Below are 14,892 nucleotides of genomic sequence, written 5' to 3' on the forward strand. Positions count from 1 at the left end.
TACCCACCCCCAAATGTGTTCGTCAATAGTTTCGAATACTCAAATAGGCAAAATAAAAGCCCACCCAAGGGGTGGGCGGGTAGGCCTTAGAGTCCGAGTGCTCGCAAAATCGTGCGCAACTTCGCGGACGTTTCTTCGAGCTCGGCTTGGGCGTCCGAGTCGGCGACGATTCCGCCGCCGGCCCAGGCGCGTGCCGAAAGCCCGTCGCCCGAGACCTCCGCGCAGCGGATGGCGACCATGTACTCGCCATCGCCCGAGTTATCGCACCAGCCGACGGTACCGGCGTAGAAACCGCGGTCGGATTCGGCTGTCTGGATGACGGATTCGGCGGCATCGGTAGGCGTACCGCAAATGGCGGGGGTGGGGTGGACGAGAGCGGCGAGCTCGAGCGCGGTCAAGTGAGGGTCCTTGAGCTTTCCTGCAATCGGTGTGCCCAGGTGCCACATCTCATTGGTCTTCATGAGTTGCGGGGTGTGTGGCGCGTCCAAAGTTTCGCACAGTGGTGAAAGGGTTCGGCGCAGGTGGTCGACCACAAAGGCGTGCTCCTGGAGATCCTTGGGGGAGCGGGCCAAGTCCTGCCCGGCCACAATGTCGCGTGCCTTGTCCTTCTGGCGCGCCGCCGAACCGGCCAGTGGGACGGCGCTTACCGTCGAACCCTGGCGCTTGATGAGGACCTCGGGCGAGGAGCCGACGAGCATGGCGCCTTCGCGGCCTGCCGGGGTGAGGTCAGCGATGAAGCCGTCGCGGTGGTACGACATGTCAATGAGTCGCGCGGCGACCAGTCGGGGGTCGGTGGGCTCGTCGAATTCAATGTCGACGGCGCGCGCGAGAACCACTTTGTCAAGCTTGGACTCCTGAATCGTGGCGATGGCAGCCTCGACGCGACGCAGATGTTCTTCCGGTTCTGGGTCGAATCCGGTGACGCGCGCATTGAGCGTTCCGTTGCGGTAATACGCGTGCGGTTCCAGCGGGCCGTCCTCGCGGATGATGTTCTCCGGCACCGTCAAGGCAGCCCGTGCGCCGCGCTCAAAGGGGAGTGCGCCCACGATCATCTCGACGTCTCCGGACCTGAGTGCTGCGACGGCGGCATCGAGATCGTCAAAGGTCTGCTGGGCACCCTGGGTGCGCACGGAGCCAGTCACGCGAGAAAGTAGGAAGTCTGGCGCGGTAGAAGGGCGTGAAGAAAACATAGACTTACAGCTTACTTCGTGGGGGAATTCTTAAAGAATCGAGCATGTCAGCTGATAAACGAGAAAGAACTGAAACTAAAGTGACGAAAGTGTTTAATGTGAATCTCGTCAAACGTCACCTCGTTGCGCTTGCAGCGACCGCCGCTGTGTCTATCGGCGTTGTGCCCGCTTACGCGCAGGAAGCCCCCGCTCCGGCTCCCGTACAGGAGCGGCCTGCCGAGGTTCCTACCGCCCCCGCGCCCATTGAAACCCCAGCCGATAGCGGGCCCGCCGGTGAGCAACTGGTTCCCGAAGGAGTGCAGGAAGCGACTCCGCCGGACCCCGCTCCCGTGCTTCCGCCCGCGCCCGTCCAGGAAGACCCCACGGTTAATCCTGTCCAGCCCGTCGCCAACGGCCAGACTGTCTCCGTCGACGTCGAACACGAGGGTAAGCCCCGCCGCTACCTGCTGCGCATCCCCGACAATTACAATCCCGATGTCGCCGCGCCCGTCTTCTTTGGTTTCGGCGGCTGGGAAGACAGTCCGGAGGATTTCTCCAGTTACGCCCGCATTGGAGCACGGGTGCCCACGGTGAAGCCATCATCGTCTATCCCGAAGGCTACGAGCGCGCCTGGGAGGCCGCGCCTTACGCCAAGACTCGCGACGGCGAGGAGATCCGCTTCATCAAGCGCATCCTCGACGATATCGACCTCGACTACCGCGTCGATAGGTCCCGCGTCTACGCCATGGGCATGTCCAACGGCGGCGGCTTTACCTCCGTTGCGATGGTTTCCGGCGCCTTCTACAACCCGGTTGAGATGAACTGCGTCGATGCCCCCATGGACACCCTCATTATGCACGGCACCGCGGACAAGATGATGACCTACGACGGCGGGATCCGCCACGAGGCCGGTTACCTGCCCGTTCGCACGGTCCTCGGTGGCTATCTCAACCGCAACCGCTGCGACATGACCTTTATGTCGGAGCCTGCCGCCAGCGGTTCCGAGCGCCTCAACTTTAACGGCTGCCAGCAGCCGGTCAAGCTCCTCAAGGTCCCTGCGGACCACACCTGGTTCTGGGCTCCCGATGCCGCCAACGAGGTCTGGAACTTCCTCTCCGATAAGTACAAGTACGTCGCGCCGCCTGCCGATGCCGCCGTTCCGGCGCCTGCTGAGGCTCCTGCGCCGACGGCGTAGCTCTTACTGCCTAGTCCACCCGTGGAATCACTGTTGTGTTCGCGGGCGTTTCTTCCTTTTCTGGCTGCTTCGGACGGCGTGCGACAAAGAGGAGCAGGCCGACTCCGAAGATGAGGAAAGCGCCGCCAAAGCCTGCGAGCACGCCTGCCCAGAAGTTGGTGGTGTCGCTCGAAGCGCTTGTTGGAGCGATCTGGGCGGGGCGAATGGGGTTGCTCTCGGCGGGTTCCGCTGGAGTCTCGGCTTCCTTGCGCGGAGCTGGGGCTGTGGCTTTCTGGGGCTTGGCAGCCGCAGGCGTAGGAGCCTGGAGCTTCGACGCACCGCCACTATTTCCGGCCTGTGGGCTTGACTTTACGGGTGCGGGGGCTGGTATAGCCGGTACGGAGTTGGCGCGTTCGGTCGGCTCAGCATTCGGAGCGACGTGGGGCGGTGTAGCGCGGGAAGAAGTCGTTTCAGTTGGTGTGGAGGGGTGAGTGCTGGGGGCTGAGGACACTTTGAGGAAGGACTCGGCCTCTTTGTAGGCTTTGTCGAGCTCGCGATCGAGCTTGCCTATTTCTTTGTCGATGCCCTTGATGTCCTTGGCGAGGTTGCGCGGGTTGGTGGATTCCTCCGCGTCCGCAGTCGCTACGCGGAGCGTGAGCGTGTAATCGCCGTCCGCGGAGAAATCGATGTCGATGTCCTCCTCGGAATTCGGAGGGACTGTGGTCTCGTCGAAGCGGGCGGTTCCGGTGCCCTTGGAGTCATCGAGCGTGAGAGTGACGGCATCGGAGGAGTCGTTGGTGACGTGGAGCGTCTTGTCGGCGCCGTCGGTGGTGCGCAGCGAGTTGGAATTGGAAATGGTGAGCGTGGCTTCGTCGCCGTAGCGGGGTGCGGTAGCGGCGAAGGGGACGAGTGCGCTGGTGGACAAAACGGCGGCGGTGACGAGCGCTAGGCGGCGCATGACGAAGTCTCCTTTGCAGTACGGAAAGCGGGAAGCAGAGGGCTCAGCGCCCAGACGAGAAGGAAGCAGGCGGTGAGCACGAGAACGATGGTGGCGCCGGCAGGAAGGTCAATGGCCCACGCGAGATAGATGCCCACGAAGGAGCCGAGCGCGCCGAAGACACCGGCGAGGACGACCGGAATGACCCAGCCCCTGGGCTTCGAGTTGCTGGGGCCGTTCTCCTTCGGGGCTAGCTTCGGTGCAGGCTTCGCGGTTGTCGGCTTGACCTCGTCCGAGGGGTGGGAGTTGTCGAGATCCGCCTTGCAGTCCTTGATCGCCTGGTCGCCAACGGCGAGGGTGAGTGTCTGCGGAGCCGGGGTGATCTTCTTGCCGTCCTTGGTGGTGGTGTCGTAAGTGACATCGAAGGTGTAGACGCCCGGGTGGGAGAACGCCCAGCTCGTATGGGTGTGAGCAGCGAAAGTGGTCTCGATCGTGTGGTCACCCTTGGTCGAATCCATGAGCACTTCCTGCTCTTGGCCAAGATTGCGACTGATGAACAGCTCCCACGTCGCACCCTCCGGGACGGACTTCGGTTCGAAGTTCAGGTTGACGGTTCCGTTGGTCTGCCCATAGTCGAGGGACTGCGTGTTGTAGCCCGGCCAGATGATGTCGTGGTTTTGGGTTTCCGGAAGCATATAGAACTTCTCGCCAACCTTGCCCATGAAGTCGAGCTTCTTATCGCCCATGCGCTTGTTGCGCTTGACGAGAGCGTTGTCGTGGACAGCGAGCACGACGTCATCGAGCGGACGATCGACGACGCCCTTGTCCACGATGGACGTTTCGTCCTTCAACACCGTGGTGAGCTTGTCGCCCTCGCGCATCGCCTTGATGTCCACGTGGCCGTGGTCGAGGAAGTGCTTGCTCGAGCACTTCTTTTCGGGCACAGCCGGTTCGGAAGGCTGCTGATGTGGCTTAGTCTTCGGTGTTGGGGCTGCTGAAGACGCAGTGGACTCGGATTCGGGAGCACTGCCCAAAGTCCCCTTCGCGTCGAAGGTTTCGCCCCGCTGGTAGCTCTTCGCGAGGACGACCGTGCCGGACTGAGCCTTGACGGTCGGGTGGGGGATGACGACAACGCGGGCTTCCTGGCCGTTGTAGAGGTTCTCGTCACCGATCAGGATCTCGCCGTGACCATTGTGGATATAGCCTTCGAAGTCGAGCCCCGCGAATGTGGCGTCACCACCATCGTAGAAACCGCCGCTGATGAATCCGTTGAAGTTCTTATCTTCGGTCTCAACGACGAGCTTGGAGGAGGATTCGCCGTACGGCTCAATGTGAGCGGTGAACTTCGAATTCGTGACGGTCGGCTCTTCCGTGTCTTGTAGCTGGCGCACCGTTGACGCGTCACCGGTGTGGTCGGTCCACGTCTCTGCTGAATCTTTCGAGGTAACAGTGGACTCAGTGCCATGGGTGTACTGCAGCGGTGTCGAGACCCAGCGCGGGCCATCGTCCGGGGTAAATACAGCCTGAATCTGGGAGTCCTTGGGGCCCAAGAATTCGTCCCACTGCGCAGTACCGTCCTTGACGTCCAGATCTGTGAGGAAGTAGCCGTCGATAAAAAGCGTGAGCGTGCCATTAGCCTTGTTACCGGCTTCGAACCTGATTGTCGACAGGTGCTCATCACCTTCCTGGGACCGCTCCGCCTTGGGAGCGATGTGCAAAGAGTAGGAGGCATCGGCAAGCTCGGTGGGGGTGCCGGCCTTAGCTGCGTCGAAGCGCTCGCGCGTGCTCTGAGTCTTTTCTGCCTTGGGGGACTGGCCGCCTACTTGCACTACGGCGACGGTCGGTTGCGAGGCGATGAGCTTTCCGTCCTTGCCGCGCGCGGTGGTGCGGTACGTCAACTCATAACGGCCTGGCTTAGAAAATGCCGTGTAGTTGTGGGTGTGATTTCCTGCGGAGAGCGGAAAGGACTTCGGGGAGTCCTTAGAAGTGCCGAGCATACGGCGTAGGCCAGATTCGGAATCAAAATAGGTAAACAGTTCGACGTTGCCGGGACCATTTACAGAGAGGAGGTCGAGTGACGCGGTGTGATCGCGGAAAGCTTCCGTGGGAAGTCCAGCGTCGGCCCCAAATCCCATCCAAATTGGCTGATGGGATCCCCAGGTAACAGCCGGAGCGGTGTAGTAAGTCTCGCCTGGTGAGCCAAAAAAGTCGAAGAGGCCATTGTCGAGCAGCGTGAACTGGTATTGATTCCGGCCGTCGCTCCCGTAACCTTTTCCAACCCACGCAACAGTACCGTCCAGGGGGGACGTTGTGCCTGAGAACTCGGATTTGAGGACGAACGTGTCGTTTTCCCAAAAGGTCTTCGGCGAGTCGACGTGCGCGGCGGTGGCGACGGTGCGGCCGTCGTCCGGGCCGGCGTGCGCGACGGCGGGGGAGACCAGAGCTACTGCGGTGAGCAGAGCGAGAGAGCGAGAGTGAATGCGAGGCACGAGGGTCCTTTCTTCCTTCAGTTATTTTGGAACGGAGCACACTATAGGTGATGACTTTCATTACCGTTAGTGGCTACCCCCGTGAAATTTTTGTGGCCAGCATTTATTGATAGTTGTTTCCATTACACTTACCCCCGCCTCGTTCTGAGTGTTCGTCCGCGCTGGTCTACCATGGTGGGCATGACTGAGAACGCTAGTGACATTCGGGTTCGATTCTGCCCGTCCCCGACCGGCACGCCCCACGTGGGCATGGTCCGCACCGCCCTGTTCAACTGGGCTTATGCCCGCCACACCGGCGGCAAGCTCATCTTCCGTATCGAAGATACTGACGCCGCCCGTGACTCGGAAGAGTCCTACCAGGCCATCATCGACTCGCTCGAGTGGCTTGGCTTGGGCTGGGACGAAGGCGTCAACGTCGGCGGTCCCGACGGCCCGTACCGCCAGTCTCAGCGCATGGACATCTACGCGGACGTCCTGCAGAAGCTCATTGATGGCGGCTATGTTTACCCGGCGTACTCCACCGCGGAAGAGGTCGAGGAGCGCCACAAGGCGGCTGGCCGCGATCCGAAGCTGGGCTACGATAACTACGACCGCAACCTCACCGAGGGGCAGATCGAGGCTTTCAAGGCCGAAGGTCGCAAGCCCGTGTGGCGCCTGCGCATGCCGGACAAGGACTGGACCTGGAACGATCTCGTCCGCGGCGAGATGACCTTTAAGTCTGAGACTCAACCCGACTATGTGGTAGCCCGCTCCAACGGCGCGCCGCTGTACACGCTGGTCAACCCGGTCGATGACGCATTGATGAACATCACGCACGTCCTCCGTGGTGAGGACCTGCTGTCCTCGACCCCGCGTCAGCTGGCCCTGTATGAGGCGCTGGTCGAACTTGGCATTGCCAAGCAGACTCCGCAGTTCGGTCACCTGCCGTTCGTTATGGGTGAGGGCAACAAGAAGCTGTCCAAGCGTGACCCGCAGTCCAACCTGTTCAACCACCGCGACAACGGCATCATCCCCGAGGGCATGCTCAACTACCTGTCCCTTTTGGGCTGGTCCCTGTCTGCGGAGCAGGACATCTTCTCCGTCGAGGAGCTCATCGCCAACTTCGACGTCAAGGACGTTCTCGGCAACCCGGCCCGCTTCGACCAGAAGAAGCTCGAGGCCATCAACGCGGACCACATTCGCCTGCTCGCTCCGGAGGTCTTCAAGGACCGCCTGCGCGCGTACTTCACCGAGTACACCGACTTCCCGGCCGACTATGACGACGCGAAGTTCACCATCGCCGCGGATCTCGTCCAGACGCGCATCAAGGTGCTCTCGGACGCCTACGACCTGCTCAAGTTCCTCATCATCCCGGATGACAAGCTCGAGCTAGACCCGAAGTCTGCGAAGAAGATCCTCAAGGAGGACGCCGTCCAGCCGCTCGAGGTGGGCATCGCCGCCCTCGAGGGCATCGAGGACTGGACCACCGCCAACATCGAGGCTGCGCTGTCCAAGGCTCTCATCGAGGACTTGGAACTTAAGCCGCGCAAGGCCTACGGCGCCCTGCGTGTTGGCATGTCTGGCCAGCAGGTCTCCCCGCCGCTCTTCGAGTCCATGGAACTCTTGGGCAAGGAGTCGACCATCGCGCGTCTCAAGGCTGCCTTGGCCGTGACGCCGTACCAGGCGCCCGAGGCCTAAGAGCTTGCCGATGCCCCCGCAACCTTCCGGTTGGCGGGGGTTTCGCGTGTTTTAATTGGCGACGACGTATTCCCACTGGGGGTCGGGGATACGTCCGTCGCGCAGCTCGAGCAGTGCCAGGCCATGCGCCATGGCGGTGTAGCTCAGCCCCAACTGTGTATCGTTGTCGGCCATCCAGTGGAAGGGCTCGCGCGCCCAGCCCGGCAAGTCCCCGGGCAAGTATTCGCGTGGGAAGAGTCGGCTCGTCATGAGCTCGTAGAGATAGGGGTTCTCACGGAAATAGTCGCGGTGGGCGGCGAGGACCCCTGTGGCGCCGTTTTCTTCCCATCCCTCGCGCAAATGCTGGCCGTATTCGCTCAGTGCCTCTGTGGCGACGAGGGCCGCGATTTCCTCCATGCCGGAGACGTGCTTGTAGAGACTCGGCGCCTTGATACCGATTTCATTGGCGATGTCGCGAATAGAAATCTCTGGCCACCCGTAGTCCTGTAGGAGCAGGCGGGCGGCGGTGACGATCTCGTCCGTGCGGCTCATGAGCGTATCTTTCTCCCGGCGGGCGATAGATTCTACGCGTGCCCGCGTAACGATGAAGCTAACACAATTAGCCACACGATGTCACCTTGAGAACTTGGCCTGACCTGCCGATTTGTCACACGTGCCGTTCCTGCCTATAGTTATATCTCGTCGCACAGAGCGAGTCACTTACACCGACAAGGTGAAAGAGACAAGCACTTGATGACAATGGCCTATGGTGTAATTGGCAACACAACGGTTTCTGGTACCGTCATTCTAGGTTCGAGTCCTGGTAGGCCAGCAGTGTTCACTGCTGGAACAAGCAGTAACACTAGTTCTATGCCCCGTTCGTCTAGCGGCCTAGGACGCTGGCCTCTCACGCCGGTAACACGGGTTCAAATCCCGTACGGGGTACAAAATAGCAAAAGCCTCCAACTTCGGTTGGAGGCTTTCGTCGTGCGTGGTCTGCCTACTGCGCGGCGTGGTGCTCGCCGACGAGACGCGCGACGTGCAGCGCAAGGTAGCTCACCTCGTCGTCAGTGAGCGGCGCGCCAAGGCGCAGCTCGAGGACGGAGGCGAGGCGGCTGGCGCAGGTTACCGCCTGCGGATGGGACAGCTGCAGGCTGTCTTTGAGAACGCTCATGCCCTCGTTGAGCTGCCGACCTTCGTTCACCCGCACGAAGAAGTAGCGCATGTGCGTGATAAAACGCGCGGCGGAAATGGACTGACGGTCGAGTTCGATGTCAAAGCTTGTATCGATGATGTCGAAGAGCTGCCCGAACACGCCCGTCATGCGGTAGGTTTCCGCAAGGCCGTCTGTGTGGAAACTAGCGTTGACGAGGTGCATGGCGATGGCGACGGCTTCGACCTGCGGCAGGTCGAGCTCGAGCTGCTTGTTGACGCGGGTGAGAATCCGCTCGCCGGCTGCGTACTCAGCGGGGTAGAGGTGCTTGACCTCGGCGGTGAGCGGGTGCGGCTGGGCGGCTGTGGCGGCAACGCGCACCGCAGCGACGCTGAGGTGGTCAGCGAGCGCTACGACGGTGGCTGAGCCTCGTTCCTCGAATTCGGCACGGAGTGCATCATCGGCCGCGGCGAGGAACCTGGGGTCCAGCGCCGCGAGCTGCTGCGCGAGGTTATCGCTGTCGCGCTCATTTTCGGGTCGGAACGTGCGCGTGACTTTATCAGCCTTGACCGGCTGGCCGGGCTTCGCTTGGAAGCCCACTCCCCACCCAGTGAGAATGGCTTCCGCGCCGGTCTCGTCCACCGCGAGGACGACGTTGTTATTGAGCACACGCACGACCTTCATCGCTGCAGATTGCCTCTCTTTGGATGGGAATGGGCGGGACTACTTGGTGAGGGACTCGCCGTTGGTGGCGATGACCTCTTTGTACCAGTCGAAAGACTTCTTCTTGTAGCGATCGAGCGTGCCGGAACCGTCATCGTTGCGGTCGACGTAGATGAAGCCGTAGCGCTTGGACATCTGCGCCGTCGACGCGGAGACCAAGTCGATGCAGCCCCACGTGGTGTAGCCGAGGACCTCGACGCCGTCCTCGACAGCCTCGCCGACCTGGACCAGGTGCTGGTTCAGGTAATCGATGCGATAGTCATCCTCGACGGTGGGAGCGTCGGGGCCATCGACGAGCTTGTCCTTGGCACCCAAGCCGTTTTCGACGATGAACAGCGGTTTTTGCCAACGGTCCCAGTATTCGTTCATGATGATGCGCAGGCCGACCGGGTCGATTTGCCAGCCCCACTCGGAGGCCTCGAGGGTCGGGTTGGGAACGCCACCCACGATATTTCCTTGACCTGCCTTGTCCTTGGCCGGATCAGCGGTTTCGCACACGGACATGTAGTAGGAGAAGGAGACGAAGTCGACCGTGTTGGTAAGGTCGTCACGATCCTGCTCAGTGATATCCAGCTCGACACCGAGGTTCTTGAGCTTGCGCAGGTAGTAACCCGGGTAGTACCCACGGCAGTGGATATCACCAAAGGCAAGGTCATCGCGGCTCTTATCCAGCGCCTTGAGGGCATCCTGCGGATTCGGCGTTAGCGGGTAGCGCGGGACTGCCAGGATCATGCAGCCCACCTTGTTTGCCGCATCAATCTCATGTGCAATCTTAGTGACACGTGCAGAGCCCACGAGCTCGTGGTGGACAGCCTGGTAAAGCTTCTGCGGGCCAATCTCCTCTGGCGTGCCTTCCAGTCCGCCGAAGAATGGGAAGTGGAGTACCGAATTAATCTCGTTGAAGGTGAGCCAGTAGTGCACGCGACCCTTGTAACGCTCGAACACCGTGCGGCAGTACTTCTCAAAGAAGTTGATGACTTCACGGTTGGACCACCCGCCGTACTCGCGTGCGATGGCGAGAGGTGTTTCGTAGTGGCTCAGCGTGACGAGGGGCTCGATGCCGTACTTCTCGAGCTCGTCGAGCACACGGTCATAGAAGCGCAGGCCCTCCTCGTTCGGCTCATCTTCATCGCCGCGTGGGAAGATGCGGCTCCAGGCGATGGAGAAGCGGAAGGTCTTAAAGCCCATCTCACCGAACAGTGCGATGTCCTCGGCATAGCGATGGTAGAAATCGATGGCCTCAAGCTTGAGGTTGTCATCCGTGGGGCTTTTCGTGGGCGGAGTTTGCAAGCCATCGGGCATGACGTCTTGGATGCTCAGGCCCTTGCCATCCTCGCTGTATGCGCCTTCGATTTGGTTTGCGGCGGTGGCGCCGCCCCAAAGGAAATTCTGCGGGAACATGTACGGTTTTCTCCTTATGTTGATTGCTGGAAGGCAGGACGTTGGTGTCCAGCCTAAGTAAGTGCGCGCTACTTTGCCGCGCGGAGGGCAGGTTCGCCCGCGACGACGAGGCCGGGCTGCGCCAGGTGCTCGACCGTGCTGAGCTTCTTCGAATTGGTGAGAATGAGAATGGTCGTGGCCTTGTACCCAGCCTTAGCTACCGCGTCGAGGTCGACGTCGACGATGAGCTGGCCGGCTTGGACGCGGTCGCCCACCTTGACGTGCGGAGTAAAACCCTCGCCGTTCATCTGGACGGTGTCGATACCGACGTGGACGAGTGTCTCGACGCCACGTGCAGACTTGATGCCGAAGGCGTGACCTGATTTAGGTGCGGCGATGACCTTTCCGGAAACGGGCGCAAGGACCTGGCCGTTGGAGGGCTCGACCGCGATGGATTCGCCCATGGCGCCCGAGGCGAAAACCTTGTCTTCGACCTTGTCGAGCGGGATGATCGTGCCGTTGACGGGGATGAGCACTGTGTCAGACGACACGTCCTCTGTTGCGGCAGCCGTGTTGTCGTCGGCTTCAGCGGCCTCGAGTTCGGCTGCGGCCTTCGCAGCCTTGGCTTCTTCTTCACTGCGCTCAGCGCGGGGGAGCAGGATCCAGGTACCGACAAATGCGATGACCATGGCGATAATCGTGCCGATGACGAACATGAGGAAGTTGCCTTCGCCCAGTGCCGCAGGGAATGCGAGCAAGGACGGGAACGTGAAGGAGTTGAAGGACACACCGGCCAGGCCGATGATGATGCCGCCGACAGCACCGCCTGCGACGCCAGCGTAGAACGGGACCTTGAGTGGGAGATTGATGCCGTAAATGGCCGGTTCAGTAACGCCCGCTAAGATGCCGGAGACTGCGGAAGGGCCAGCGAGCTTGCGGCGTGCCGGAAGGTGCGACCGGAGTGCGACAGCGGTAACTGCTGCGGCTTGGGCCATCACGGCCGCCTGGAGAGGTGCCATCATCGCGGAATGGCCCAGGTTGGCGATGTCATTGAGGAAGATTGGGACGAAGCCCCAGTGCAGACCGAAGATGACGAGGACCTGCCAGAAAGCACCGAGCAAACCGCCGGCTAGCCACGGAGCGACCTGGAACAGCCAGGTGACGCCAGCAGAAATCCACGCGGCCAGCTTCATAGTCAGTGGGCCAACCGTGAGCAGCACGATGGGGACCATGATGAGTAAGACGAGGACTGGAGTCATGAAGTTGCGCACCGCGGAAGGCAGAATCTTCTCGCAGTAATGCTGTACGTAGCTGGCCAGCCACACGGTGACGATAGCCGGAATGACGGACGAGCTGTAGTCCATTGCGGTGAGCGGAATGCCGAGAAGCTTGAGGTCAGTGTCAACCGAAGCGAGCCCGATGATGCTCGGGTAGACGAGCGGAGCAACGGTCGCCATGGCGATAAACTCGTTCATCTTGAACCGACGTGCGGCGGTCACTGCGAGGAACATGGGCAGGAAGAAGAACAGGCCGTCTGCGATTGCAGCAAAGACGATGTAATTCGTGGATTCGGTGTCGAACCAGCCCAGGTTTGTCCCGGCAGAGAGGAATGCTTTGACGAGGGCAATGCCGGCGAGGGGCCACAGGATTGGAGTAAACAGCGAAGAAATGAGCTGGATGAAGGCGTTAAATGCGTTGGGCTTTTCGCCATTGTCTTCATCGGTATCTTCGACCGCTGCGCCCTTGGTACCCTTGGCCGCCATACCAGGCAGCGACACCACGGCGTCGTACGCAAACGGCACATCGTTGCCGATGACGACCTGGTGCTGGCCGCCGGCCTTCATGAGGGTAATGACGCTTTCGGTGTTCTCAATCTTGGATTCGTTGACTTTGGACGCGTCTTTGATCTTGAAGCGCAGACGCGTGGCGCAGTGGGTCACGGAGCTGACATTGTCGGCTCCGCCGAGTCCTTCGAGCACTGCCTTGGACAGCGGCTCGAAGTCGGCCTTCGTGGTCATCGTGTACTCCTTGGTGGAAGAGCTGAGTGAAAATGCAAAAAGACCTGAGCCCCACGCGCGCCCTTGAAGGCGAGCGTGTTGCTCAGGTCTTGCCCCGAACTGAACCGGGTTACAATCCGTGTCCCAGCGTTACTGGGAACCTGTCTTTAGGATGCTGCGGAGCGCTCATAAAAGTCAAGAAAAGTGTGGTACTTCACTATCCCAGGGAGACGACGATGAACGAAGAACGTGAGCCGATGAATGCGGCCCCGAGCTGCGTACCCAGTTGGCGCAGCAGCTAGCTGAGCTCGTTCCCGAAGCGTTCAGTGACGGCAGGATCGACATCGCGAAGCTCGGCGAGCTCCTTGGCGCGAATGCTTCCGATGCCGCCGCGCGCTTCGGCTTGTCCTGGACCAGGAAGGCGCGTGCCATGCGCGCGGCACAGCTGCCCACCACCGCCACGCTGCGTACCGATAAGGCCAACTCCAAGGACTGGGAGACAACGGAGAACATCTTTATTGAGGGTGATAACTTAGAAGTCCTCAAGGTCTTGCAGAAGCACTCCACGGCAAGATGATGTATCCGCGCCTGAAGTTGCACGCAACCTGTTTAGCCAAGACGGCGTCATCTTCGTGAGCATCAGCGATGACGAGTACTCGCACCTAAAGAACCGCCTTGACGAAATCTTTGGCGAACTGCTGGCGTGGAATTCTGGACCACCTAGGGGTAATGGCAGACCTTTCGCCCGAACTGGTATGGGGTTACCCCATACCAGGCGGGGTTCGCACGATAGTTTCCTGCACAAAAGGGGGACTGTGGGTGAATACCAGCTATTAGTTTTGCGAAGGTCTTCCCCAGGGGGCTGGCAGGGGTTTAGGCTACGAGTTGTAAGCAGAAAGCGGACAGAAAGGATGCGAATGGACGAAAGTCAAGCGCATTATTACCTAGACGATTTCTCCTCGATGTAGTGCAATAATAGCGGCATAGCCATAATCCACAACTTCTTTTTTAACAACGATTGTACGAAGTACAGGAGCTTAAAAGCACAATGCATAGAGGACGAAACGTCGTCCCGGACCAGCGCCACACAATCTAGCTTCTAGCCCACTTACCTACAGGTTTGCAGCGGAATAACCACTGATTCGATCCGCACCTCGGCTCCGCGAAGCTTAAACGAAGTAGCGCACACACGGTCCGGGATTTTTATTGGTTTTTCTAGGCCTTTGGTTGCCGGACCGTGGATGGATACCGTGCTGCCTGACGCGTACCGTTGAAGTGCCAGCTGTTGCCGCCGTAGCAACAGGCAGATGATTGCGTCGGCCATTGGCTCCGCCCTTTCGCACGTCCAATCGGATGCGTAGGGTCCCATCGTTGCTTGTTCTAGCGCAGGTGCTTGCTGCTGTTGTTGTCGCTGGAGCTCTTGCTGGCGTTCCTGCTCGGTGCGTGCCGTTTCTTCTCGCTGGCGCTGGGCTTAGCGCTCGGAGACGACCTCTGGGTCCTGGCGGATGGTGCAGTGCACCCATCCTCGCGGTTGGAAGGCACACGAGCCAGCATCGACCGGCCAATGGGGCGCGGCCGGCTCACATTCGTCCTGGGGTTATACGGTCCACGCAGGAACCACTCGAAACCGTAGTCAGCTTGGTAGGGGATGGTCGGATCCAGGTAGCTCGGCTCCTGTTGGCACGTCGTGCGCTCCTGTGGGGTCGGGTAATCGCGCTCGGTCGCGCGATCCGTGGTCGTATGGCGCGTTGTCGTGCGCTTGGTAGTTTTCGACGGTGTCGAGCTCGTTGCTGTAGGGGACTCTTTGACCGTGGTGATCTAGGCGGCCGTGACGGTGACGGGGTCCGAGTCGCTGGACGAGCATCCAGCAAGGGCGGCGGCGGCCGCACACGGAGAGATAGAGATGGAGAAGAGAGATTTCACAAGCTGGAGCCTATCGGCGTGGAGAGATTGGTGATACACCTTTGCATAAAACACTCGATTTTTGTGCTGTGAACTGCGGATTTGTTGGATTGAGGGCGCGTCGTTTACTCTTATGAAGTCCGCAGCGAGCACCGCTTGTTGCATAGACCGCGCCCCGTTCGTCTAGCGGCCTAGGACGCTGGCCTCTCACGCCGGTAACACGGGTTCAAATCCCGTACGGGGTACAAAGTAGAAGCCTCCAACTTCGGTTGGGGGCTTTTGTCATGCGATGCGAGAATGAAGCTCCCTCGA

At 60.4% G+C, this 14,892-nt stretch carries 10 protein-coding genes and 3 tRNA genes; 6 read left to right on the top strand and 7 right to left on the bottom strand.

Annotation, left to right across the window (positions count from 1 at the left end):
• Positions 1-86: 86 nt before the first annotated feature.
• Positions 87-1,190: an isochorismate synthase gene (locus ABJ196_RS10945; protein WP_347307059.1), complete on the bottom strand. Its 1,104-nt coding sequence runs from the start codon at positions 1,188-1,190 to the stop codon at positions 87-89.
• A 724-nt stretch (positions 1,191-1,914) separates the two neighbouring features.
• Between ABJ196_RS10945 and ABJ196_RS10950 the strand changes: the two genes are divergently transcribed.
• Positions 1,915-2,364, top strand: a complete 450-nt coding sequence (locus ABJ196_RS10950) for a hypothetical protein (protein WP_347307061.1) — start codon at positions 1,915-1,917, stop codon at positions 2,362-2,364.
• A 10-nt stretch (positions 2,365-2,374) separates the two neighbouring features.
• On the opposite strand, the gene ABJ196_RS10955 is transcribed toward ABJ196_RS10950, so the two are convergent.
• On the bottom strand, positions 2,375-3,301 hold the full coding sequence (locus ABJ196_RS10955) for a hypothetical protein (protein ID WP_347307063.1): 927 nt from the start codon (positions 3,299-3,301) through the stop codon (positions 2,375-2,377).
• Positions 3,289-5,769: a choice-of-anchor M domain-containing protein gene (locus tag ABJ196_RS10960; protein WP_347307065.1), complete on the bottom strand. Its 2,481-nt coding sequence runs from the start codon at positions 5,767-5,769 to the stop codon at positions 3,289-3,291. The genes ABJ196_RS10955 and ABJ196_RS10960 overlap by 13 nt, the downstream gene beginning before the upstream one ends.
• 171 nt (positions 5,770-5,940) lie before the next feature.
• Between ABJ196_RS10960 and gltX the strand changes: the two genes are divergently transcribed.
• Positions 5,941-7,446, top strand: a complete 1,506-nt coding sequence (gene gltX / locus ABJ196_RS10965) for a glutamate--tRNA ligase (protein ID WP_347307067.1) — start codon at positions 5,941-5,943, stop codon at positions 7,444-7,446.
• A gap of 51 nt (positions 7,447-7,497) precedes the next feature.
• Here the strand turns inward: gltX and ABJ196_RS10970 are convergent, their stop codons facing one another.
• Positions 7,498-7,977 carry a TetR/AcrR family transcriptional regulator gene (locus tag ABJ196_RS10970; protein WP_347307069.1) on the bottom strand — a complete coding sequence of 160 codons (480 nt, stop codon included), beginning with the start codon at positions 7,975-7,977 and terminating at the stop codon, positions 7,498-7,500.
• Between the two features lie 208 nt (positions 7,978-8,185).
• On the opposite strand from ABJ196_RS10970, the gene ABJ196_RS10975 reads away from it, so the two are divergent.
• Together ABJ196_RS10975 and ABJ196_RS10980 are read left to right on the top strand one after the other, a co-directional pair.
• Positions 8,186-8,257, top strand: a tRNA-Gln gene (locus ABJ196_RS10975).
• A 40-nt stretch (positions 8,258-8,297) separates the two neighbouring features.
• Positions 8,298-8,370, top strand: a tRNA-Glu gene (locus ABJ196_RS10980).
• Positions 8,371-8,425: 55 nt separating this feature from the next.
• Here the strand turns inward: ABJ196_RS10980 and ABJ196_RS10985 are convergent.
• From ABJ196_RS10985 to ABJ196_RS10995, 3 genes are all read right to left on the bottom strand, one after another.
• The gene (locus tag ABJ196_RS10985; RefSeq protein WP_347307071.1) at positions 8,426-9,262 is read right to left on the bottom strand and encodes a PRD domain-containing protein; all 837 of its coding nucleotides are present in this window, start codon (positions 9,260-9,262) and stop codon (positions 8,426-8,428) included.
• A 39-nt stretch (positions 9,263-9,301) separates the two neighbouring features.
• Positions 9,302-10,702, bottom strand: coding sequence for a family 1 glycosylhydrolase (locus ABJ196_RS10990; RefSeq protein WP_347307073.1), 1,401 nt, complete (start codon positions 10,700-10,702; stop codon positions 9,302-9,304).
• A gap of 68 nt (positions 10,703-10,770) precedes the next feature.
• Positions 10,771-12,699, bottom strand: a complete 1,929-nt coding sequence (locus ABJ196_RS10995; RefSeq protein ID WP_347307075.1) for a beta-glucoside-specific PTS transporter subunit IIABC — start codon at positions 12,697-12,699, stop codon at positions 10,771-10,773.
• A 265-nt stretch (positions 12,700-12,964) separates the two neighbouring features.
• Here ABJ196_RS10995 and ABJ196_RS11000 point away from each other — a divergent pair, with 265 nt between their 5' ends.
• Positions 12,965-13,255, top strand: coding sequence for a hypothetical protein (locus ABJ196_RS11000; protein ID WP_347307077.1), 291 nt, complete (start codon positions 12,965-12,967; stop codon positions 13,253-13,255).
• A gap of 1,497 nt (positions 13,256-14,752) precedes the next feature.
• Positions 14,753-14,825: transfer RNA gene (locus tag ABJ196_RS11005), tRNA-Glu, on the top strand.
• Positions 14,826-14,892 lie beyond the last annotated feature (67 nt).

It is taken from the genome of Corynebacterium sp. SA-MJD20WY100 (assembly GCF_039822565.1).
Classification (GTDB): domain Bacteria; phylum Actinomycetota; class Actinomycetes; order Mycobacteriales; family Mycobacteriaceae; genus Corynebacterium; species Corynebacterium phoceense_A.

Bases quoted from the DNA above. Each gene is read 5' to 3' on its own strand.
- ABJ196_RS10945 (WP_347307059.1), bottom strand. From the start codon at position 1,190: ATGTTTTCTTCACGCCCTTCTACCGCGCCAGACTTCCTACTTTCTCGC.
- ABJ196_RS10950 (WP_347307061.1), top strand. From the start codon at position 1,915: ATGGGCATGTCCAACGGCGGCGGCTTTACCTCCGTTGCGATGGTTTCC.
- ABJ196_RS10955 (WP_347307063.1), bottom strand. From the start codon at position 3,301: ATGCGCCGCCTAGCGCTCGTCACCGCCGCCGTTTTGTCCACCAGCGCA.
- gltX (WP_347307067.1), top strand. From the start codon at position 5,941: ATGGTGGGCATGACTGAGAACGCTAGTGACATTCGGGTTCGATTCTGC.
- ABJ196_RS10970 (WP_347307069.1), bottom strand. From the start codon at position 7,977: ATGAGCCGCACGGACGAGATCGTCACCGCCGCCCGCCTGCTCCTACAG.
- ABJ196_RS10985 (WP_347307071.1), bottom strand. From the start codon at position 9,262: ATGAAGGTCGTGCGTGTGCTCAATAACAACGTCGTCCTCGCGGTGGAC.
- ABJ196_RS10990 (WP_347307073.1), bottom strand. From the start codon at position 10,702: ATGTTCCCGCAGAATTTCCTTTGGGGCGGCGCCACCGCCGCAAACCAA.
- ABJ196_RS10995 (WP_347307075.1), bottom strand. From the start codon at position 12,699: ATGACCACGAAGGCCGACTTCGAGCCGCTGTCCAAGGCAGTGCTCGAA.